17 protein-coding genes, 3 tRNA genes and 1 pseudogene are annotated in these 21,992 nt (G+C 44.7%); 1 reads left to right on the forward strand and 20 read right to left on the reverse strand.

Annotated features, from left to right (window positions below):
* Nucleotides 1-72: 72 nt before the first annotated feature.
* From ACYPWY_RS04630 to ung, 11 genes are all read right to left on the reverse strand, one after another.
* Nucleotides 73-145, reverse strand: a tRNA-Gly gene (locus ACYPWY_RS04630).
* Between the two features lie 8 nt (nt 146-153).
* Nucleotides 154-236: transfer RNA gene (locus ACYPWY_RS04635), tRNA-Tyr, on the reverse strand.
* Nucleotides 237-262: 26 nt separating this feature from the next.
* On the reverse strand, nt 263-754 hold the full coding sequence (gene ribH, locus ACYPWY_RS04640; protein ID WP_459684264.1) for a 6,7-dimethyl-8-ribityllumazine synthase: 492 nt from the start codon (nt 752-754) through the stop codon (nt 263-265).
* 210 nt (nt 755-964) lie between these two features.
* The gene (locus tag ACYPWY_RS04645; protein WP_459684265.1) at nt 965-1,114 is read right to left on the reverse strand and encodes a hypothetical protein; all 150 of its coding nucleotides are present in this window, start codon (nt 1,112-1,114) and stop codon (nt 965-967) included.
* A 51-nt stretch (nt 1,115-1,165) separates the two neighbouring features.
* A complete protein-coding gene (locus ACYPWY_RS04650) occupies nt 1,166-2,341 on the reverse strand; it encodes a hypothetical protein (RefSeq protein WP_459684266.1) in 1,176 nt (391 codons plus the stop codon).
* Nucleotides 2,342-2,462: 121 nt separating this feature from the next.
* Nucleotides 2,463-3,164 (reverse strand): tetratricopeptide repeat protein, encoded by a 702-nt coding sequence (locus ACYPWY_RS04655; protein WP_459684267.1) that lies wholly within the window; start codon nt 3,162-3,164, stop codon nt 2,463-2,465.
* A gap of 87 nt (nt 3,165-3,251) precedes the next feature.
* Complete coding sequence (locus tag ACYPWY_RS04660; protein ID WP_459684268.1) at nt 3,252-3,701, reverse strand: acyl-CoA thioesterase; 450 nt, start codon at nt 3,699-3,701, stop codon at nt 3,252-3,254.
* Between the two features lie 41 nt (nt 3,702-3,742).
* On the reverse strand, nt 3,743-4,036 hold the full coding sequence (locus ACYPWY_RS04665) for a DciA family protein (RefSeq protein ID WP_459684269.1): 294 nt from the start codon (nt 4,034-4,036) through the stop codon (nt 3,743-3,745).
* A complete protein-coding gene (gene recF, locus ACYPWY_RS04670; RefSeq protein ID WP_459684270.1) occupies nt 4,033-5,142 on the reverse strand; it encodes a DNA replication/repair protein RecF in 1,110 nt (369 codons plus the stop codon). Before recF ends, ACYPWY_RS04665 begins: the two co-directional genes overlap by 4 nt.
* Nucleotides 5,139-6,020, reverse strand: a complete 882-nt coding sequence (gene murQ / locus ACYPWY_RS04675; RefSeq protein WP_459684271.1) for an N-acetylmuramic acid 6-phosphate etherase — start codon at nt 6,018-6,020, stop codon at nt 5,139-5,141. The genes recF and murQ overlap by 4 nt, the downstream gene beginning before the upstream one ends.
* A gap of 15 nt (nt 6,021-6,035) precedes the next feature.
* Entirely contained in the window at nt 6,036-6,698 is a 663-nt protein-coding gene (ung, locus tag ACYPWY_RS04680; RefSeq protein WP_459684272.1) for a uracil-DNA glycosylase, read from the reverse strand.
* Between the two features lie 135 nt (nt 6,699-6,833).
* Here ung and ACYPWY_RS04685 point away from each other — a divergent pair.
* Nucleotides 6,834-6,905: transfer RNA gene (locus tag ACYPWY_RS04685), tRNA-Arg, on the forward strand.
* A gap of 170 nt (nt 6,906-7,075) precedes the next feature.
* Here the strand turns inward: ACYPWY_RS04685 and ACYPWY_RS04690 are convergent.
* The 9 genes and pseudogenes from ACYPWY_RS04690 to ACYPWY_RS04730 all read right to left on the reverse strand — a co-directional run bounded on the left by ACYPWY_RS04690 (nt 7,076) and on the right by ACYPWY_RS04730 (nt 21,873).
* Nucleotides 7,076-8,674, reverse strand: coding sequence for a glycoside hydrolase family 43 protein (locus ACYPWY_RS04690; RefSeq protein WP_459684321.1), 1,599 nt, complete (start codon nt 8,672-8,674; stop codon nt 7,076-7,078).
* A gap of 48 nt (nt 8,675-8,722) precedes the next feature.
* A pseudogene (locus ACYPWY_RS04695) lies at nt 8,723-9,433 on the reverse strand (rhamnogalacturonan acetylesterase); the annotation flags it as partial.
* Nucleotides 9,434-9,535: 102 nt separating this feature from the next.
* A complete protein-coding gene (locus ACYPWY_RS04700) occupies nt 9,536-11,161 on the reverse strand; it encodes a glycoside hydrolase family 28 protein (RefSeq protein WP_459684273.1) in 1,626 nt (541 codons plus the stop codon).
* Between the two features lie 111 nt (nt 11,162-11,272).
* Complete coding sequence (locus ACYPWY_RS04705) at nt 11,273-12,991, reverse strand: hypothetical protein (RefSeq protein WP_459684274.1); 1,719 nt, start codon at nt 12,989-12,991, stop codon at nt 11,273-11,275.
* A 14-nt stretch (nt 12,992-13,005) separates the two neighbouring features.
* Nucleotides 13,006-15,072, reverse strand: a complete 2,067-nt coding sequence (locus ACYPWY_RS04710) for a RagB/SusD family nutrient uptake outer membrane protein (protein ID WP_459684275.1) — start codon at nt 15,070-15,072, stop codon at nt 13,006-13,008.
* A 22-nt stretch (nt 15,073-15,094) separates the two neighbouring features.
* On the reverse strand, nt 15,095-18,412 hold the full coding sequence (locus tag ACYPWY_RS04715) for a SusC/RagA family TonB-linked outer membrane protein (RefSeq protein ID WP_459684276.1): 3,318 nt from the start codon (nt 18,410-18,412) through the stop codon (nt 15,095-15,097).
* A gap of 122 nt (nt 18,413-18,534) precedes the next feature.
* Nucleotides 18,535-19,254, reverse strand: a complete 720-nt coding sequence (locus ACYPWY_RS04720) for a hypothetical protein (protein WP_459684277.1) — start codon at nt 19,252-19,254, stop codon at nt 18,535-18,537.
* A 93-nt stretch (nt 19,255-19,347) separates the two neighbouring features.
* A complete protein-coding gene (locus ACYPWY_RS04725) occupies nt 19,348-20,121 on the reverse strand; it encodes a hypothetical protein (protein ID WP_459684278.1) in 774 nt (257 codons plus the stop codon).
* 42 nt (nt 20,122-20,163) lie between these two features.
* Nucleotides 20,164-21,873, reverse strand: a complete 1,710-nt coding sequence (locus tag ACYPWY_RS04730; RefSeq protein ID WP_459684279.1) for a T9SS type A sorting domain-containing protein — start codon at nt 21,871-21,873, stop codon at nt 20,164-20,166.
* Nucleotides 21,874-21,992: the final 119 nt, after the last annotated feature.

Raw genomic sequence — 21,992 nt, forward strand, 5'->3', positions numbered from 1 at the left:
CTTCCAAAAAAGTAGGCTAGGGAATATAAAAACGAAAAAGCAACTACACTTGTGTAATTGCCTCGTTTTCAGAGCGGAAGACGGGGCTCAAACCCGCGACCCTCAGCTTGGAAGGCTAATGCTCTATCAACTGAGCTACTTCCGCAACTTATGTGGGCAGTGATGGATTCGAACCACCGAAGACGTAAGTCATCTGAGTTACAGTCAGACCCATTTGGCCACTCTGGTAACTGCCCTTAATGCGACTGCAAAGGTAATAATATTATTTATTCCGCCAAATAAAATCTATCATTTTTATTGCTGTAATTGCACACTCATCGCCTTTGTTTCCGTGTATTCCACCGGCTCTGTCGATAGACTGTTGCATGTTGTCGGTAGTTAATAGTCCGAAGATGAAAGGAATATCATACATTCTGTTTAAATCGGCCAGTCCTTGGGTAACGCCACTGCATACATAATCAAAATGTGGTGTATCGCCCCTCACTACGCAACCAAGCGCTATTACGGCATCCACATCTTTCTTTTCTACCAGATACCGCGATCCGAAAATCAGCTCAAAACTTCCCGGAACATAGTCTATAACTATATTTTCTTCCTGTACTCCATGTTTGATTAGTGTTTTGCAGGCGCCGTCCAGCAGGGCGTTGGTAATTTTTTCGTTCCATTCCGATACAACGATGCCTATTTTCATGTCTTTTCCGTCCGCCACTTTACTTGGGTCGTAACTCGATAGGTTTTGGTATGCTGTTGCCATAATTTGTTTTAGTCTATATGTTACAAAGATAATTCTCCTGTTTAGCGCAAGTTTAGCGATAGCGTAACTTGTGCTTATTATTTACGAAGTTTGTAACTTCGTGGCAGTTGTAAACTGCCTGAATAGTAGGTACAAGTTAAAAACTTGCACCAAAGCGAGGAAGCGTAATAAATATATTGGTGTCAATTAAATAACGCATAACTTACTCTTCTATTTCAAGATAGCTCTTCTATCCACAATGGTTAGTATTCCATTTGGATTCTTTTCCCAAAATTCGGTGAATTTTGATTTCTTTACAGCAGTCTTTGGCTTAGTAACTTTTGCATTTGCCTTTGCTGTTTTTTTTGTTGATGTTTCCATTCCTTTTCTTGTTTAAACTTCCTGTTACAAAGATAATCTAAAAAAGACAAATCAGAAAGTATATCCCAGTTTGAGTTTTAGTGTTGTTAAGGAACCCGAAACGGAGTTGTAATCTACGCGACAAAAAATCGCATTCTGTTTGTTGAATACATAATCGAGGCCTATACCGGCTTCATAACCTATTGACGACAGGTTTGCCCAATTAATGACTTCGTCGGGACGTCCATAATAATCCCACAGCTGGCTTGAGCGGTTAAACACATAGGAAAAAGACAATACTCCTACTTCTACGGAGGGGCGGATGTGTTTACTTGCTTGCAGGGTATATCTCCCGCCTAGCGTCAGGTTGACAATGTTTGCACTGTATTTAAACCGTCTGTTCCCGTTGTTCCCGACTCCTCTATCGTCATATTTGAATGATGAAAATGAGGCGTCTAACAGGAAACTAAGCGATTTGGATATACGAGGATTGGAAACATTCAGTTGTGCTCCGATAGCGGGAGCGATACTGTTTTTGAGCTTATCTTTATCAGGGAAACTTATCCCCACGGTTGTTTCATAGTTTTTAATGAAAACGCCTGCATATAACGATAGTTTGAACACCACAAAATTCTTTTTATAGTCATTCTCAAATACGATGCATTCTTCTCCGGGCAAACACATCTCGGCGTGGTATTCTTTTGCCAGTTCCACCATCGATTCTCTATCGAAGCCTGTTTTTTCGATTTTATTGTTTATGGGCGGGCAATCTTGCAACAAGTACAATAACACCCCTTTGTATTTGTTATCCGTTACTTTTTTATTCTGTACTATTTCATCGGCTTTTTTGGTGAAAGGGTGTAGCGTTCCGTCTTCTTTTTCCAAAAAGTAATATTCATTCTCCGAACCTTGTTTGTAATAATACATATTTACTTTACCCTGAACCAGGTATTCGATAAATAAATTTTCCGCTTTGTCTTGTATGGATGCTGCGCGACTTACGTAATATTTTCCTTCATCAATAAACCGGAATGCTTTTATTTCGCCCGGCTGCAACCGTTGTTCCTCAGCTGTTTCCGATGTCTTGAATTTGCAGATTTTTGCATTGGCTTCGTCCGACCTGAAATCTATCAAGCCTTTAAGGGTGTCGTTATTATTGGTTATAACATAACCTGCCTTATAATTACTTTGTGCATTTGCCAGTATGAGTGAAGAAAACAGGAGAAGCGTAATCAGAATCTTTTTCATGTCTTAGGTTTATTTAGGATTGTTATTCTGTTACAAAGCTATATATTTTCCCCAATTTATCAAAAAAAAAGAGCATCTATTGTTGCTCAATAGATGCTTTTTCAGAAAATATGTTTTTTACTTATTGTCCTTTCAGCAGATTAGCTTCCTCAATGTATTTATCAGCATCAGCGGCTTCAACCGAATTGAGGTAGTTGTTTTTGAGCGTGGTGAATATATCTACAACTTTGCTATAGTTTTTAAGTTCACGATACGCAAGACCTGCTTTTTTGTAGTAGATTGGGCTCAACAGTATGTTGTCGGCGCCTTTTGCTGCATCCAGAAAATAGCTGGCCGCATCTTCCGTTTTACCGGTGTTTGCCAAACAATCGCCAATGGCGCCTTTTGCTGCATAGCCAAGTACCTGGTCTCCGCCATTAAAACTTTTCAGATAAGCAAGGGCCTGGTCGTATTTACCCAAACGCAAGTACGATATTCCGGCGTAATATTCGGCCAGATTACCCGCTTTGGTCGAACCATATTCGTTGATAATGGCTTCAAATCCGATATAACCGTTTCCATCTCCATAAATAGCAATGGAATCCAACCTGTTTTCAAAATATTGTTCTCCTCTGAACAGAGCGGCTTGGGCTTCCTTATTTTTGGGCTCAAGATAAAATTGGTTGTAAGACCAGATAGCGGCAACAATTACCACAATAGCTCCGACTCCGATAAGAATTTGTTTTTGATATTTTTCAAGAAAACGTTCCGATGTGAAGACTGCATCATCTATGCGTTCCCAATCTTTTTCTTCTTTTAAAGTTTGTTCTTTCTTTTTCGACATTGTATTTATATATTTTAGCTGTTCTTTTTCGCAGCGACAAAAATAGTTGTTTTCTTTGTATATACGAAATTTAAGTCTCTTTTTTTATCAACTATTTTTTAAGTCGGTTCTTTCGAGCCCTTCGTAAACCAACATGGCCTCTCTCCATACCGGCGGAATATCCATTGATGTTTGCAGTCGGGCATCGTATGCGACGATGATGGATGTGCACCGGCACTTCACTTCCTGCGTTTTTATGTTGCGTAGCTGTTGCAGTATGGTTACGCTTTTGTTGCCGATACGTGTTATTTTGGTATCCACCGCAATTGATTCTTTGTAATAGATGGGCGATAGAAAATCGGCTTCGAGGTGTGCCAATACAATAATTCCTTCCGTCCAGCTTACATACGAAGCTCTTAAATCTTCAAAATAGGCGGTTTTGCCCAAATCGAAGTAACTGAAGTATATGTTGTTATTGATATGACCTATCGAGTCGATGTCGTTAAACCGAATTTGAATCGGTAAAGCATGTCTGAAAATTTCTTCCTTAAGTTCCATTTTTTTTAATTAAAGCCCCCCCTACGGGGGCGGGGGGCTGTTTATCTGAATATTATTTCTTTCACAATATCCATTCCGGCATATTTATTCAGGTTTGTGATGATTCGTTCTTTCGACATCATCAGTTCGGCACGCAGCACCGATGAGCTTAGATGAATGTAGAGGATATTGTTTTTTAAATAAATATTTGTTGTGTATGAAGCGATAGCCGGTCCCAGTATTTTGCCCCAGCCCGAAATAATCCGGCTTTCGGCAACTTTTGCTTTGATAAAACGATTTTCCTCGAAAAACTGTTTTATGACCTCGCCTAAACTTTCCGTATTTCTTCTCCTCATACCTGTTCTTTAATTTGTTCTATCAATCCTTGTTCTACGTGGTAGAGATGGTATGGACTGTTGCCGACAGCCAGTAATTCGTCCAGATGTTCGCGATTGGTATCGGTAATGAATATTTGTCCGAATTTTTTGTCCAGAACCAGTTTCAGAATTTGCTCCACCCGCTTGGAATCGAGCTTGTCGAAAATATCATCCAGCAACAAAACAGGCGTAGCGCTACCCGATTGCAGTAGGAAATCGAACTGTGCCAACTTCAACGCAATGATATAGGTTTTGTTCTGCCCCTGCGATCCGACCCTTTTTATCGAATAATCGTCCATTTGCATGTCCAAATCGTCCTTGTGTATGCCTACGGTCGAATAGCCCAGTATTTTGTCTCGTTCTCTTCGCTGTTTCAATAAAGCGGGGAAATCGGGATTGTAGAAGTGCGACTCGTATTTCAGTTCCACTTTTTCGTTCGATTGGCAGATAAAGTCGTAGAATTTTTGGAAGGTGGGGATAAATTGTTCCACGAATTCTTTCCTCCGTTCAAAAATAAACTGTCCCTCTCTCAGCATCTCGTCTTCCCACAGGCCGAAAAGGGTTTCGTCGCTCTTCTCCGCATCGGCTTTCAATAAGGCATTCCGCTGCTGGAGGGCTTTGTTGTATTTGATAAGCGAATGCAAATAACTTCTGTCGAATTGCGACAAAACAAGGTCCAAAAAGCGTCTGCGTTCGTCGCTCCCTCCAAGTATCAGCTCCGAGTCGGATGGCGAAACCAGCACCAGGGGCAAAAAGCCGATGTGATCGGATAGTTTTTCGTATTCTTTTTTGTTCCGTTTAAAGCGCTTTTTTTGTCGGCGTCTCAGGCTGCAAAAAATTTCTTCTTCTTTTTCGTTCACATTGTACCAGCCCTGTATTACGGCAAATTCGGCATCGTGCCTCACGTTTTGCGTATCTATCGGGTTGGTGTGGCTTTTGCAAAACGAAAGGTAATAAATGGCATCGAGCAGGTTGGTTTTTCCCATGCCGTTATTACCCAAAAAGCAATTGATTTTAGGGGACAAGCTCAAATTGGCCTGTTCTATATTTTTGTAATTGATAATGGATAGTCGCTCTAAAATCATTTTCTTTCAAGTTTAGCCTCAGCCTCTCCAAACCTCCCCGCAGGGGAAGCTTCCGAATCCCCCCTACGGGGGGTGGGGGGGCTTATTACTTTCTTCACCGATTTATGCAACAAAAGCAAGCGCTTGGCCTCTTCATACTCCAATCCGAGTTCGGCGGCAATCATGCGGGCGCCTCTGTCAATCAGCTTGGCATTCGACAATTGCATGTTTATCATCCGGTTGCCTTTTACTCGTCCCAACTGAATCATGATGCTGGTCGAAATCATGTTCAATACCATTTTTTGACCTGTTCCCGATTTCATCCGCGAACTGCCGGTTATAAATTCGGGGCCGACAATAATCTCAATGGCTATATCGGCCTCGCGAGACAGGGGCGAATCGGGATTACCGGCTATGGAGGCCGTCAGTATGCCGTTCTTCCGGGCTTCGTGCAATGCGCCTGCCACATAAGGCGTACTGCCCGATGCCGCAATGCCGACGAGGGTATCTTTATCGTTTATCTGGTGTTTCAATAAATCGTTCCATCCGGCTTGGGCATCGTCTTCGGCTCCTTCAACCGGATTGCGAAGCGCTTTGTCGCCACCGGCAATAATTCCGATAACTAGCGATGGAGGCATACCAAAAGTGGGTGGTATTTCCGATGCATCGAGTACGCCCAAACGCCCGCTCGTCCCGGCTCCTATGTAAAAGAGCCGACCGCCTTGCTTCATTCTCGAAACAGTTTCCGAGACAAGTTGTTCGATTTGCGGAATAACTTTTTGCACGGCTAAAGCCACTTTCTGGTCTTCGGCATTGATAGCATACAGCAACTCGGAAATGGTTTTTTTTTCCAAATCGTCGTACAATGAAGCTTGCTCTGTAATCTTAATAACCGACATATCTCCCGTTCCGAATTACCAGTTAACAGCTTCGATACCTTTTGAAACAAGGTAGTTATTGGCCATGCTGAAATGCTTGTTCCCGAAAAATCCGCGGTGAGCAGACAAGGGCGAAGGGTGGGGCGATTGCAGGACAAGGTGTTTTGAAGGGTCGATAAATGCCGATTTTTTTTGCGCATACGACCCCCAAAGCATAAACACAATATGCTCCCTGTTTTCGGCAAGTTGGCGGATAGCTGTGTCGGTAAATGTTTCCCAGCCTTTGTTTTGATGCGAAGCTGCCAGATGCGCCTGCACGGTTAATGTGGCGTTGAGCAGCAATACGCCCTGATTTGCCCAGCGGGTGAGGTTCCCCGACGCCGGTATGGGAATCCCCAAATCGGTATTAATTTCTTTGAATATATTAATCAGCGAAGGCGGAAACTGGATGCCGTCGTTCACCGAGAACGACAGTCCGTGCGCCTGACCAACATTGTGGTAAGGATCTTGTCCGAGTATAACAACCTTCACTTTGTCGAAAGGAGTGTGGTCGAAAGCGTTGAATATAAGCTTGGCAGGCGGAAATACTGCTTTTGTACGGTATTCGTCCCTGACAAAATTGGTAAGATTAATAAAATAGTCTTTTTCAAATTCTTCCGACAGTTGCTTTTTCCAAGTCTCCTCAATCCTGACATCCATATTCTGAGCAATAATTGTTTAGTTTGATTAAAATAAAGCCCAAAGATACTATTTTTTTCGTTTAATAGCAGGATAGCTCAATTTATGACTTGCCAATTGACAAAAAAGTTATACTTTTGTAGGCAGAAAAAAAACGGTCCCGTAGTTTAACGGATAAAACGTAGGATTCCGGTTCCTATGATGGGGGTTCGATTCCCTTCGGGATCACTAGAGTATTTTTAAAGAGGCTGTCTCAAGAGCCTGTCATCCCGTGCTTGACACGGGATATCCTAACAAACATCAGCTGAATGTCAGGAGATTGCGGGTCGGCGCCCGCAATGACAACTTCATAAAAAAAACTTATGAGACAGCCGCTTCAAAAGTCCCCCTACGGGGATTCAGGGGGTTACCCTAAACCAGTCCACATCAATGCGTCCGCCGTCGTTATTACTTACCGGGCGACTACAGAACAAACCGACTTTTGCGCCAATCCATTTCCCTTCCTTTGCCGTGAAGGAATTGCCTAATGCCTGATATTTTTTTCCATCCGCACTGTAACCGAATGTGCAACTTCCATCGGGTTGTATTTTCACGCGCAGATAAACGGTACTGTCTTTCAAGGTTGTTGTTGCATTTGTTTTTTCGGCGCTTCCCTTGTCGGCTTTCAGGCATTCGTTTTGCGAAAGGCGCAGGCCTTCAGCCGTATTTTCCAGCGATAACAAAGCATAATCCAGACCCATAACAAGCAATCCTGTGCGTTCGCCTTTTATGTTTGCGGAGGGTATAAACGTGATTTTTGCTGTGGCCGTAAAATTGGTTGCAGGCAGTTTTTGCAACAACAGGTTCGGAACATCCCACAGGTTTTTATAATTATCGACCACCGGAACAGAGTACAAACTCAATACATCTTTTTCCTGATTGGTGAAATACCACCAGTCCATTGGGTTGCCGTGCCATTGCCATTGCAAGCCAAGCTGATTATCCGAAAATTCATCGCTTTCGACAGGCGTTGCCACCGGATACGTTGCCCCCACATTTGGTTTTGTATAGGTCAGCACAGGCTCTCCGCAGCCGTCGCCATCTTTGTCCTCGCCAATCACCGGCCAGTCGTTTATCCACTTCATGGGTTGCAGATGCACAACACGTCCAAACATGTAGGTATCCTGAAAGTGCATAAACCAATCTTCGCCCGATGGCGTATCCACCCAGCCACCCTGATGTGGGCCGTTGATTGTTGTACTTCCCTGTGCCATAACAACCTTTCGTTCGTAAGGGCCAAAAATATTTTTGGAGCGCAGAGCCACTTGCCAGCCCGTAGCCACGCCACCCGCCGGAGAGAAAATGTAATAATAGCCGTTCCGCTTATAAAATTTAGGTCCTTCAATCGTTACATCCACATCGTGGCCTTCGTAAATGATTTTGCTGGCGCCCACAGCCTGCTTGCCATCCGGCGTTAAGCGCGTAACAGCCAGTATGCTTTTTATTCCGGCACGGCTTCCGGCAAAGGCATGAACAAGGTAAGCCTCTCCGTTTTCGTCCCAAAGCGGACAAGAATCTATCAATCCTTTTCCTGCTTTCACCAAGCTAAGCGGTTCCCACTTGCCCGCCGGATTTTTGGTTTTTGTCATGTAAATACCATAGTCGGGGTCGCCGTAGTAAATGTAAAACTCGCCGTTGTGATAACGGATAGATGGCGCCCAAACTCCGTTCCCGTGTTGGGTTTTTGCAAAAACATCTTCGGGTATTAATCCAGGAATAGCTGCTCCTATAATTGTCCAGTTAACCAAGTCTTTCGAGTGCAAAATCTGCAGGCCCGGAATAGAACTGAAACTCGAAGCAGTCATATAATAATCCTCTCCTACGCGGCACACGTCCGGGTCGGAGTAATCGGCATACAACACCGGATTTTTATACTTGCCGTTTCCCAAGTCCGATACCCACACTTTAGAGACGTATGGCGCCGCATTCTTTTTCAAATACCTGGTCAAGTCTTTTATGTTTTGCTTTTCGAGTTCATCGACAAAAAGACCTGCCGTGTAGCGCGCCCCGTACTCAACAAAATGCGTGTTATCGGTTAATCCATTGGGATATAGCTTATATATTCCCGGCTGAAGATTCATAAAGAACGAAGCGGATTTTTCCACCCCTTCTTTGTTTATCCACTCGCGTGTACGTTCGTGCATATCCACAAACAACACTCTTTTGTCTTTTGCTACCTCGCGTACAATACCGGGATAAATGCCGTGCGTGTCAACCAATTTTCCATCCTCTCCAAATTTCCGGCGGACAATGGGTGTGCACAAAACAGGAATACCTCCCTTTGCCCGAACCTCATCGACAAAACGAATCAGGTTCTTTTTATATTCTTCGGGAGGCGTATAACTTTTCTTTTCGGGCGCCGCATCGTTGTGTCCGAATTGTATAATTACATAATCACCCTTTTGTAGGTTTAGTGTAATTTTACTCCATAAACCTTCTTCGATAAAGGTGCGTGAACTTCGCCCGTTCTTCGCATAATTTTCTACAACAACCTCATCGGTAAAAAATTCGGGCAACAGCATTCCCCAGCCTCTTTCGGGCGCAGGTTCGGCTGTTGTTTCACCGGTTTTGGCGTCTTTCAGCGGTTTATACATCACTTTGTCGGCCATTGTCGAATCTCCGGCCATAAAAACATGCACAGGACGCTCTTTTCCTGCCGTAAACAAGATAAAGCATAAAGCGATACCCCATATTATTAATTGACTGTTTTTTTTCATTGCTTGTAGGTTTTTTCCACCTCACCTCCCCCAACCCCCTCCTACTGAGGGGGCTTTGAAAGCCTCCCCAGTAGGGGGAGGTTGGAGAGGGTGGGGGGGCGATTATTTAGCTAACTGTATATTTTCGTTTCGAGTACCAGTTTCTTTTACGATAGGGCTTAGCGAATCGCATTGGGCGGTAATATCCGTTGCCTGCATGTTTTTCACGTTGTTGAGCAGGATGGCCGAACCCTCTTTTACTACTAATGTAACATTCTCGAATTTAATATCTTTTGCCTCGGAAAGTTCAGCGCCAAAATCCGCGCTGATGAAGGCATTTTTTACATTGATATTCGAAATATTCATTTCGGGCAGGCCATTAAAGAACAAGGCCCTGCGCGCATTTCGCGATACCAGATTCGTTACATAAATATTGCGGAAAACAGGCGTTTCTTCCGTAACTTCGGGAATCAGTTCGTCCAGCGGAGTAACATCGCCATCGGCCAAGGATTCGGAGGCTGATTTTCCGCCATAATACAAATCGAACAGAAACGAATCGGTAACAATGTCGAACATGTTGATATTGTTCACATAAATATTCTCGACAACACCACCCCGGCCGCGCGTACTTTTGAAGCGCAAACCAACATCCGTGCCCAGGAACTGGCAATTTGAAACCGACACATTGCGTACGCCACCCGACATTTCGCTGCCTACGACAAATCCGCCATGACCTTTGAATACCTTGCAGTTATCCACTATCACGTTTTCGGTAGGCATCCCTCTCTTCCGGCCTTCGGCATCTTTCCCCGATTTCAGGCAAATGGCATCATCGCCTACATCCAGCGTTGTATTTACCACAATCGCATTTTTACACGATTCCAGATCCAGCCCGTCGCCGTTTTGAGCGTAGGATGGATTTCGGATGAAGACACCGTCTATGATTATGTTTTCGCACATCAAGGGGTGAATATTCCAACTGGGCGAATTTTCGAAAAGAACGCCCTCCAAAAGGATATTCTTACACTCGATAAAACTCACCATCACCGGACGCATAAAGTCTTTGATGGCCAACCAATCAGCTTCCGTCAATACACCGCTGGGCACATTGAAGTTGGCTTCGCTCAACATTTCACCTTTCAAGGCCGATTCGGAAGGCAACCAGTAGGCTTCATTTTTCAGCACGCCGCCCGAACTTACCACATTGTTCCAATAACGTTGAGTAACCTTATCTTTCTTGAGCGGCCGCCACACTTCGCCCGAGCCATTGATAGTACCTTCGCCGGTGATAGCGATATTTTCGAGGTTTTTCCCCGATATGGGCGACTGGCAACGGCGGGTTTTTAATCCCTCGAATGACGTTTCGACCAAAGGATAGGCATCTTTATCGGGCGTGAACAAAATAAGCGCGCCTTTCTCCAAATGCAGGTTAATATTCGACCTGAAAACTATGGGGCCGGTAAACCACACGCCTGTGGGAACAATCAAGCTTCCCCCACCTTTTTCCGACAAGGCTCTCATGGCATCGTCAAAAGCTTGCGTATTCAGCGTCAAGCCATCGCCAACACCTCCGTGTGAGAGAATATTCGTTTCATTGCCGGGAAAGACCGGCTTCTCTACTCTAGGCATATCAAATGCCAGATTTTCATACAGATATTCGTATGGATAAAGGCCTGTCGCTTTTTGAGTACACGAAACAAGGCTTGTAGCCAAAACTACAACAGCAAAAATTATTCGTTTTGAAAACATATTCAACGATTTAATTAAAATTCAGAGAGCATCCGAAAAGTGCAGGAAAATATTGACACAATACTTATCTTTCTTTTCAGATGCTCTCGTAAATAAATAGACTTCAATATATTATGGCATTCTCCATTTTACGGCGCCTGAATTTTTAGCGCCGTTAAACGTATAATCAATACCATAGTTATCTTCCGATGGGTTCTTAAACAAAACAGTTTCATCTACCGAAAGCGATTCAAGTCCGTCTATTGGGTAGGTTGCAGTTCCGATGGTTGTCCAATCATAATTTGTTTTATACGAATTGGTTACGCCAAGCGTTACCGCTGTTCCGTTTATCATAATAGAACCTGCTGTACCTGCCGTATAAGCGCTCATGGCGCCTCCGGCGCTTCCGGCTGTTGCCAGCGAAGGGCCGAATATGGTATTTTCAATATTCAACACAGTTGGGTTAGCAGCCAAGCGGAGTAAAGGCGTGTTTGCATTCGCTGTAGTTTCTACCGGAGCATAACAGAATGTACAATTTTTTATATTGAATGTGGGGCCTGTTGCGCTCGCCCTTAAATCGGCCAACATAATGATATTGGTGATCGTAGAATTTTCGAACGTAACGGTTTCCATTTTTGCAGTCGCCTGATTGGTAGTTGTTACAACACCCTGGTCGCCAATACCGTTGATTGTACAAGCCTTGAATGTGATATTCTGTACGCCATCGGTAGCTCCCTGCAAACGAACAATGGCACGGTAGCCTTCAATCAAACAGTCTTCAAACACCATGTTATTGACTGTTGAACCGGAATTATTGACATTGTAAACCTGACGTCCGCCAAAGCCTTTATCGGTGGTTGCACTGATAGGCAAGTCCCTCGCTTTGTCGCTGATGAAGTTGATACGCTTGAATGTTACATTATCAATCACAGCTCCGGTATTGCTCTGGAGACCTCCGCTCTGTATGAATATAGCATTGCCTTCGAGCGATAAACCGGTAGTATAAGTAACCGATTTCTCGAATTTGATGGCATTCGTTACGTCATATTGGAATCCGCCTTTCAGGATAATCGCCAGACCATCAATTTCATTCATCTTGGCCTTTACTTCTGCCGACAACAAAACTTCGGCGCTATCGCTCACGCTCCTCAGGTCGAGGTATTTGCCTGCACCGTATATTGCATCAAAGTCTTCGGCAACCGATGTTTTGAACAGCAGGCGTCCTTCGTAAGTGTCGCCGGTTTGTTCTGCACCCGAATAAGCATACAATTTGTAGGAAGTTGCCGGATTCAAACCGTAAACAGCTACTTGTCCGCTTTCGTATTCGGCCTGCGATACAACGGCATCAACAGTTGATTCTGCCGGATCTTCGGGTACTATTTTAATGGATGTAATGGGTTCGCCATCAGCTTTCCAAGTAACCAGTACTGCTACGTCAATCACCCGTGTCGATTGCAATTTAGTGGGATAAGTTACCGACAAAGCGTCAGTTTCATACAATCCCGATTCAATGTTATCGCCTACGGCCTTAATTTTCAGCTTATACTGTTCGTCCCATTCCACATCGGCAAAGGTGAATGGAGAAGACGTAACCAACTCGGTTCTGTAACTTACAAAAATAGGATCGCCTGCTTCGTCTTTGCCATCAGCTTTAAGAAGTTCAAGCTCGTAAGAAGTAGCTCCTTTAATATTGTCCCAGGTAGAAACAACGTTATTGTTCTGCTTCTCGATTGAAGCGATAGGCCTGAACAGACGGGGGGCATCCCCCAAGTCGTCGTCCTCGCAACTTGTAAAACCTGCACCTGCAATGAGGGCAAGCATTATGTATCTGAAATATTTTAATGTTTTCATATTCGTTTTCTTTTTTATTTATTACGGATAGCATAACCTTCGTTAGAAAGAACACCTGCCGATGCAATAATCCTTGATTTCGGGAGAGGCATCACATAAGGAGTTACTTTATTTCTGAGCGCCGAAAGATTTTCGGTACCGCTAACCAAACCATCAGTCAGACCAAACCAGCTGTAAAGGATGCTTTCGGGAATAGTTCCTTTCTGTATGTCTTCGCCGGTAACAGGGTCGGTACCATAAGGTTGCTTAGTGGTTGGGTCTTCTTTTGAAACGCTGACAAAATACTTGGCAAAATCAACACGGTAAAGATCGGCGCTGGTTCCAACCGCTTTGGCATCGTCATTACTAATAGTTACAGCGCTCTTGTAAGGCTCGGAAGTATCGTCCCTGGCTGTGAATACATCATTTTCGAACTGAACCATTCCGCTGTTAAACGTGAAATACAACCTGTTTGCCACGTTCAGGTCTGCCGATACCAGATTTTTATCATAAATCAGTTCGCCGTTTACCAGTTTAACTTTTTGGGCATTCATTCCTGCGTTTATCATCCATCCGATGGTATTGACGATGGCATCGCTGTAATAATTCCAGCGAATCAGGTCGAATTTACGAACACATTCGCCGCCAAATTCCCAGGCGCGTTCGTCCCTGATTGCTTTCTTGAACGAATCGTAATCGTTCAGGTTATTAATATAATTATCCACCAGCGCTCCTTTATTAGAAGCATTGACAAATGCGCGTTCACGTACTCGTTTCAGCAGATCTTTTGCTTCGGCAGTTGGGCCGTTGGCAATTTCGTTATCGGCTTCGGCAAGCATCAGCAATACATCCGGGTAGCGCAGAATAGGCCAGTTGATACCGGTATTCTTCGAGTCGCCACTAGCCGCAGAGGTCAAATCCAGACGAGACCATTTAGCTGTTGATATATCCATGGGGTTCATAGCATTCTGAACCGATTCGGTAACATACTTGTAGGGCGCCACCGTAACGTTAAAGCGTTGGTCTTCTTTATCGAATGAGGTTACATACGATGCTGTGAGACTGGTATAGTTTGTAGTTGAACCTTTTACGCTGCTCAACACAGGAATACCGATACACCAGCCCACGTCGCCACCGCCACCCTGAACAAATCCCATTTCAAACAACACATCGCTGTTTGCCGGACTTGCCGAGTTAATCTGGGTATAGAATATGTTCTTGAAGTTGGTAGGAAGCGCTCTGTCTTTCAATGCGATAAGTTTACGGCAATAGGCTTGTGCCACTTTGTAGAAGTCGTCGCTGGTTTGCGCTGTTTGTTCCACGCCGTTTTCATCTTTATAAACAACCGCTTCAATTTTATCGTCAATCCGGCAACGCGACATGGAGCCGTCGAACTGCATGGAGTATCCGGCACGGAAAAGCGCCAGTTTAGCGATAAAGCCCAATGCAAATTCACGGTTCATCACCTCAGTTTTATTATTCAGCTGGTCGGCCCACAACATGCTTTCTTCTACATTCACCAAATCCTGAATCAGCTGCGAATAGATGATATTCTTGTCCGAGCGGGGAGGATTAATATCGGCTCCATAAACCGAAGGAACTGTTACAAATGGCACATCGCCCCAAAAATTACATAACAGAAAATAGCGGTAGGCACGCAGGCAATAGGTTTCGCCCAGCAACTGCCTCATGGTTTTATCGCCATCTTTATACATCTGACTGGCTTCGATTCCCTCAATTACCGAGTTGGCAAAACCTATTGCCTGGTAACAATGGTTGTAAGCAGTCTGAATATCGCCGAAATCACCGGCATTTATTCCCCATACTCCGCGCCGGTCGTTATGCGCTTCGGCCTGGGCTTTGGTGATTGGAGAAAATTCCACATCGGTGTTTTGCATCCAGTTGTTCGACATACGCGAAGTGTATGAATCCTCGGTGAAGAACGTATAAATGTGGTTCACCATTTTTTGAGCGTCAGTCGGGTTCGAGCACAGATACTCACGGTTATCTTCCGATAGCGTCTTCGTATCCAAATAATCGTCGCAGGAAGTTGCAAGTAAACTTCCAAACAAGATTGCCAAATATACTATTTTATTTTTCATATTTATTCCTTAATTAGTTTAATTAGAATGTTATATTCACTCCGGCTGTCCACGAAAAAGACTTGGGATAAACAGAGTAGTCAACACCTGGAGTTATATTACCTACCGAACTTCCACGTACCGAAGAACTTACCTCAGGATCGTATCCTGTGTAGCTTGTCCAGGTATAGAGGTTGTTTAAGGTACAATAGAGACGTAACTGGCTGCATGCAAACTTCTTTGTGAGAGTTGCAGGAAGCGTATATCCTACTGTCAGGTTCTGGAAACGAAGATATGAACCGTCTTCTACTGCCCACGAAGAGACCAGCGGGTTGTTATCGGGGATGGTCAGGGGCGACCAGTACGATTTTCCGGCATTCATCGCTTTCAATGTTTCGTAGTCGTTAACCAGCTCACCGGTCGAACGGTCGAGGTAGGTCCAGGCGCTTGTAGCTGGATTCATGTAGTCGCGCAAATTGGCATTGGTATTACGGTACGACTGTGTAGTTACAATCTTATCCATGTTGTAAACGCTGTTTCCATACACCCAGTTGAACATGGCCGACAGGTCGAAGCCCTTATAAGTGGCATTCAGACCAAAGCCTCCCGTGTTTTTCGGTGTGGTTTTACCTATAACCTGACGGTCTTTTGCATCAATTACATTGTCTTCTCCGGGATTCAGGTTTTTCAACTTCACTGCTCCCGGACGGAGGCCTGCATTAGAACCGGCCGACGAATAGGCATTTGATGGTATCGGGTTGCCGTTGTCATCCGTTTGTCTTAAGATATATTTTCCACTGCTGTCGAACTGGAAATGCTTGCGTCCGTTGGCATCGGTATAAGTTTCAAAATCGTCTGCCTGATAAACGCCGTCATAAACAAAACCATAGATTAAGCCCACCGGCTGACCTACAATCACGCGGTAATCATCACTTTCGTGTGTGTCGGTAGAGAATGCGCCCGATTGATAATCCATTATGTTTATATCGCCGGTCAGTTTATCAACCTTATTTTTATTAAATCCGACATTGAAATTGAAGTTCAACGAAAAGTCTTTTTGTTGAACAAGCGCCGCGTTTAAGGAAAGTTCCACCCCTCTGTTGGATGTTTGACCTATATTTTTTTGTACTGTGCTATATTCCACAGCAGGCGTAGGAACTATAACCAACAGGTCGCGGGTGGTGTTCCAATAATACTCAAGACTACCCGACAAGCGTTCTCTGAAGAATCCATAATCGATTGCGACATTGCGCGTAACGGTTGTTTCCCATTTCAATGTGGGATTCGCCATTTGCGAGTTGGCCAGCGTATAATGTGGATTAAGGATGCTGCCCGCTCCATAATTTTTACCCCCGCTATATGCTTTATACAAGGTTTCAAACAAACCGTTACCAATATTATTATTGCCAACTTCTCCGTAGCTCAGGCGCAGTTTCAGGTTAGACAAATAATCTTGTGTGCCGGCCATAAAATCTTCTTCCGACACACGCCAGGCAAGCGCTCCGGCAGGGAAATATCCCCATCTGTTACCGCTCTGGAATTTGGAAGAACCATCGCCACGGAATGTCAAGGTAAGCAAGTAACGCTCGTTGTAATTGTAGTTCAAACGACCGAACAACGAAACCATCTTGGTATCTTTGGCCAATGAACTGGAAATTATTCTGGAACCTATTTCTCCCGAATTTGAAGCCAGTGAAGCAAATGTTTTTTCGGGTGCTATATCTTTCTGAAAGCCTTTTCCGGTCAGACCCATACTTTCCGAACCGCTTTGGTTTAATTCGTGTCCCAACATCACATTAAACTTGTTCTTGTCGTCTAGCTCAGTATCCCATGTCAAGGTATTGGCTATACGATAACTGTAACTATTCTTTTTGTCCCATTCGGCCATTGGCAAGCTGTTTCCGTCTTTGATGGCCTTTTCGCTTTTGGCGCCATACCAGTCTTTTTGTTCGTTGAACAAGTAGTTGTATCCGCCTTCCAGTCGGTAAGTCAAGTTCTTGAGGATATTCCAATCCAAAGCTCCGGTAAAGTTATAGCGGCGTTCGGTTTTACGACGCCAGTATTGGGCAGCCTTTTCGGCTTGGGTCATATTGTCGGTCAGGTACTGGTCGAGTTCTTCGTCGCTCAGCGTACTGGGGTCGAATACGGTAAAATCGGCTAAACCGTTGACCGGCGCCCGCATCATAGCTTCGTACGAACGCACTTTGTAGGTTCCACCGCTGGTACCGGCTCCTTTGGTTTGCGTATCGGAAACACGCACGCCAAAATCGAGCTTGAGGTTGGAGGCTAATTTATGGTCTAGTTTAAAGTTCAGGTTGAAGCGGTTGTAACCGTTGTCTCTCATCAAGCTGTTGTCGGTGAGGTAGGTTCCGCTAAGTGAGAATTTGGTAATATCTGTTCCGCCGGTTACATTGATGTTGTGCGACTGCGAAATACCGGCATGGCTGAACATGTCTTCTTGCCAATCGGCGCCTTTTTGGTATTTATACAGGTCCAAGTCGTCGTAAGCGCCGTATTTTTTTTCAAAACTCGAGACTTGATTCCGTACCAGGGCTTTTTCGTAATTGAACATCACAAAGCTGTAAGGATCCATCACGTCTATTTTCTTTGCCAGCGATTTGCCTTGCAGGTAGCCGTTGTAGGAGATTTTGGTTTTTCCGGCTTGTGCGTTTTTGGTGGTGATAAGCACTACCCCGTTGGCTCCGCGCGATCCGTAGATAGCCGTTGAGGAAGCGTCTTTCAGTACCACAATGTCCTGAATATCGGTAGGAGCCACATCGCTGATGCTGCCTACCGGAAATCCATCCACTATATAAAGTGGCGTATTGTCTCCGGTTATGGAGCCACCCCCACGCACACGGATAATCATTTCGGCATCGGGCGATCCGTCTGATGTGGTAATCTGCACACCGGCCAAACGTCCAGTCAGCGCCTGTGCCGTACTTGTTACAGGAATTTTGGCAATTTCGGTACCCTGAATAGAGCTAACCGAACCGGTGAGGTCTCTTTTCTTGACCGAGCCATAACCAATAACAACTACTTCATCCAGGCTGGTTGAATTTTCTTCCAGTACAATATCGAAAGTTGTACCGTTGATGGGGACTTCTTTTGTTACGAACCCTAGATACGAAACAACCAAGGTTTTACCGTCTGTTGTTTTCAGGGTGAATTTACCGTCCATATCGGTCGCGGTTCCGGCTGATGTTCCCTTAACAAGGACAACAGCGCCAATAACAGGCTCTCCGTTTGTTTCTTTCACAACACCCGTCAGGGTCTTCTGTTGCGCAAACATAGCGTTGCTACATAAAAAGAGCAACGAAAAAACCAACATCGAGCGCCATACTCTTTTAGTTTTCTTCATAATAGTTTTCATTTAAAAATTAACAGTAAAGCCCTCCCGCCCCCCGTAGGGGAAAGCCCCTCCAACCTCCCCGTGGGGGAGGCTTCAGGATCCCCCCTACGGGGGGCGGGGGGGTGGTTTTTTTATTTTATAACTTTGTCTGTCGAAACAGAACCATCGGTGTAGGTTGTTTTCTTAATCAACACACCTTTGGCATTTTCGTTTGCTACTCTTCCTTGAAGGTCGTAATAGCTAACCGATTTTTCTACTTTTTCGGCATCTGCCGAAGAAACGCCGGATCCGCTAGCTTCAAACTGAAGGAATCCGTAATAAATACCACCATTAGGGTTAAGAACTACTATTCCGGCTTCGGTTATCTTATAAACTTGGGGAACAATGGCTTGCGTATCCGCTGCTTCAAGAGCAGCTGCTGCCTCAGAAATAGCAGTTCCATCTTCTTTTTCCAATTTATAGCCACGAAGTTCAGAAGCACTTGAATTATAACCTCCTACTGTTAGTGTGCCTGCTGAAGGGCAATCAATGTAAATCTTCCGGCCATTAGTGGTATTGGAAGCGCCATTGGTTTCGAGGCGTACAGTAGTTTCCACGCCATTTGTAAATTTAAGGTCAGCCTTATCTATCCTGGCCGTTCTATTGGAAGGCGATACAATCTTAAAAATACCAAGAACACGGTCGTCATTCAACAGGTATTTATTCCCCGAACTAAGGGCAGCAGGCCCTTCTGCTTCTGCTTCCGCTTTTATGGTTTCATACAGTTCCTCAAATTTCACAAAGTGAGTTTGAGCGGTAGCGCTTACTACAAAAAATGTAGCTACTAATGTTAAAAGTAAATTTCTTTTCATAATAATAAAATTTTAAATAGTGAATAAAAGCCCCCCCGCCCCCCGTAGGGGGGATTCAGGATCCCCCCTACGGGGGGCGGGGGGGCTGGTTTTTTATTTTATAACCTTGTCTGTCGAAACAGAACCATCGGTATAAGTTGTTTTCTTTATCAATACGCCTTTGGCATTTTCGTTTGCCACTCTTCCCTGAAGGTCGAAATACACTGCCGATTTTTCTACTTTTTCGGCATCAGCCGATGAAATGCCGGTTGTGATACTTGTTAAAAATTCAATAGCATAAAACCGTGTATCACCTCCTGCCGCATAAACAGAAATAATATAAGTTTTCTCAGGGTCAAAAGATAAATATGGCAAGATACAACTACCGCTGGTAGCTCTGGTCATTGTTGCAACTTCTATCGGGATACTCGCGTCTGAAAAGCCCTCAGCATCTACATCATTGTATCCTATGGCTATACCCCTGCCTGCAGAGCCGGTGTATCCATGAACAATAACGCCGGCAATACCGGAAACGCGCATGTGAACAACTCTTTTTTCCGAATTATAAGCGCTTGTCCCGCCATCTGTTTTTATCTGCATCATACCCACGGAACTTGCTGATTGAAGATTATCTGTAATTCCGCTAGGATTACCCGCTGGAGCCCCTGTCAAATTTGTATAATTATAGTCTCCTTTACTATAACTCGGCGCAACAACCCACAATGTTTCGGGGTCTTCTGCACCTGTCAGGTCTCGCGGATAGAAGATGATAGTATTGGATGTAATTTCGTTAGTTACTTGGGGTCTGTAATCCTTCGCCTTTACGGTCATGTTACCCATTACCAGCAGGATAGCGAAGAGTAATGTAAATTTTGTAAATTTTTTCATATTCTGAAATTTTTAGTGATTAATATATATAGTTAATATAAACTAGAGTATAATTTTAGTTACACAAGGCGAATCGTATCCTTCGCTGAGGACTTTCACAATATAGATTCCGGTTGGCACAGCCGACAAGTTTATTGTTTCGCAGGCGCTGTTATAGATTTGCGAATAAATTCTTGCGCCCGAGGCAGTAAATATATCAATCTTTTTCGGTCTTTCCGCCGATTCAACAGTTAAAGTTTTAGCCGAACGGTTGATATAGCACTTTATTTCGCTATTGCCTGCTGTATATGGCTTCAACCCGGAGGTAAGGCCACCTTCGTTTTGTTTGCCGGTGATTTCGCCAACAAGGCTGTTCAGATACACTTCCAGACAGGTATAACCTTCGGCGTTGAGGGCGGTAGCGGTTTTCCCCGGGTAATTGGCATCCAGCCAGCCATTGGGTATGCCGTCGCCGTCAGAATCGGCAGGAGCTGTCGATTGCGCCAATGCCGGCCAGGCCGACCATTCATCGCCCGCACCGGCAGGTTTCAAATCCCTTTGCGAATCAATAATGCCCGGACGATTGGCGGTTGCACCTTTGTATGCTGCCGTATTCGTGCGCGCTTCTTCAATAATTCGTGCGTCCAAGGCATCGCGGTGCAACGAACAGCCCGCATACAGCAATACTTGGTCGTAGGCCTGTTGGGCGGTGTGCGTAGTAACCACGTCGGTAGCAAGCGGTTCCGAAAGTCGAAGCGTATCTTTTGTTATTTGGCTAAGCGTTCCGTATTTGGAATGAATTTGGTTGTAAACGCCATACGTCCAGTTGTCGGCAGTAGCGTTGGCATGGCCGTCTATCACATTGCCGGTGATGTAGAAATCGCCCCACACATCTTCTATTGCGGGGAAGGAATTGTCTATTTTTTTGTCAATGGCAACAATACGTCCTTTTTTGGTAGCATTCGCGGTATTGGCAGGGCCCGGCTTGTAATAATTGTTTACAATATTCACGTGCATGGCTTCGGCGCCATAACATCCCTCGCCATTGTAGTTGTAATACACATTGTTCCTTATGTCGGACAATTCGTTGGTTGGCGTAGAATTTGCCCCGGGGCCGAGACGCGGAACACGGCTTTTGTGATGCGCCATCAGGTTGTGGTGAAAACTGGCTTTCATACCGCCCCAAATACCGCCATATCCATGTTCGCCTTTGGAATGGCTCGACAGATTCATGCTTTCGGATATAAGGCACCATTGCAGGGTAAAATTTTCGTTTTCGTAGAACGAGCAACATTCATCGGTTGACCAGCTCACCGAGCAGTGGTCGATGATGATGTTTTTGTGTCGGCGTCCGCCCATGGCATCGGCGCCATCCGAACTGATGTCCCGTTCGTCGCCCATGCGGCAGCGAATATAGCGGATAATTACATTATCGGCATTTATCGTAACCGGAAAACCGCCCACACAGATGCCATCGCCCGGAGCCGATTGTCCGGCAATGGTCAGATTCCCGTTATTTATTTTTAGTTCACTATTCAAGAATATGGTTCCCGAAACTTTGAAAAGTATAGTCCGTGCACCCGTGCGTGTAACTGCATACCTGAGCGAACCGGGGCTGGTGTTGTCGTCGAGATTGGTTACATAATACACTGCTCCGCCACGCCCGCCTGTTGTGTACCGGCCATGCCCTTCGGCTCCCGGAAATGCCGGAGTTTGAGCGTTTGAAAGGAAACAAACTGTACAAAACAGCGCTAAAAAGAAGAATTTTTTCATGGTATTCACTTTATTATGCAATATTAAGCTATTTTTATTTGACACAGGGGGGACAAATCACCTAAGAAAGGGGGACAAATAAATTGATGTGCTAATCGGCACATTATTCTTATTATTTA

This window comes from Viscerimonas tarda (assembly GCF_054601255.1).